Genomic DNA, 200 nt, shown 5'->3' on the forward strand with positions numbered 1-200 from the left:
AACGGGGGATTAGCTCAGCTGGGAGAGCACCTGCTTTGCAAGCAGGGGGTCGTCGGTTCGATCCCGTCATCCTCCACCAAAGGTTCGAGTAAAAGCGCAAACGTAAGCCATAAGCGGTTTAGGTTTGATCTTTTAGAGATCAAGTGCTGTATGTTCTTTAACAATCTGGAAGAAGTAAAAGTAAAGATTATTTATTGATC

At 44.5% G+C, this 200-nt stretch carries 1 tRNA gene; it reads left to right on the forward strand.

What is annotated here, in order from left to right:
- The first annotated feature begins 3 nt into the window (after positions 1-3).
- A tRNA-Ala gene (locus tag H3H37_RS25600) sits at positions 4-79 on the forward strand.
- The last annotated feature ends 121 nt before the right edge of the window (positions 80-200 follow it).

The organism is Rugamonas brunnea (assembly GCF_014042345.1).
In the GTDB taxonomy this organism is placed as follows: domain Bacteria; phylum Pseudomonadota; class Gammaproteobacteria; order Burkholderiales; family Burkholderiaceae_D; genus Rugamonas; species Rugamonas brunnea.